Origin of the sequence: Arsenicibacter rosenii (assembly GCF_001870735.1) — a bacterium.
Taxonomy (GTDB): domain Bacteria; phylum Bacteroidota; class Bacteroidia; order Cytophagales; family Spirosomataceae; genus Arsenicibacter; species Arsenicibacter rosenii.
Genome location: NZ_MORL01000193.1, coordinates 195 through 852, shown reverse-complemented (window position 1 = coordinate 852; position 658 = coordinate 195). Strand labels below are relative to the sequence as shown.

Below are 658 nucleotides of genomic sequence, written 5' to 3'. Positions count from 1 at the left end.
GTACTTTTTTTCAAGAATTCTTGCTCGTAACCTGCTTAACGATTGGGGTTTAATACCTAAATAGCTCGCTAATTGGTGTTGAGGCACACGTTGAATAAGGTCTGGCCTTTTTTGTAGCAGGTTGAGGTATCGTTGTTCGGGAGAGGAGGTCTTAAACTCGTCAAAGTCTATTCGTTGTTTCGCTAATAATTCTTCTGCCAATACTTTACACATTATGTCAAACTTTGGAAATTTACGGTTTATTTCTGCTTCCATATCAGAATTAGAGATTAAAAGAATACTGTCTTCTAAGCAACTTACATAGTATTCTGACGGACTTTTGCTTATTACACAAGGGGGTGTTAATACTTCCGTTTCTGTGTAGAAAGCAGTAGTTTTTTCATCACCTTCTAAAACATAATATGTCCGGATACAGCCTTTTAAAACAAAGTAACTTTCTTTCGATTTTTGTCCTTCTCTTAGTAAAATCGTCCCTTTCTTTACCGGGTAGAATATGTCCAAAGAAACGATTGCGTTTTTCTCGTCTTCTGTCAGAGAAATGTATTTTGATATAAAGTCAAATAATATATTTTTCATTGATTTGTTGTTATTACTATCAACCGTTACCCTTACAAAGTACTATCCGATTTTACGCCGAAGCACCAGGCTCAAAAGCACA

At 35.7% G+C, this 658-nt stretch carries 1 protein-coding gene; it reads right to left on the bottom strand.

The genetic code is table 11. The annotated features are described in order from the left end of the window. The coding region (locus BLX24_RS30770; RefSeq protein ID WP_071506936.1) for a Crp/Fnr family transcriptional regulator at window positions 1-576 on the bottom strand (576 nt) is incomplete at its 3' end. Between the last annotated feature and the right edge of the window lie 82 nt (window positions 577-658).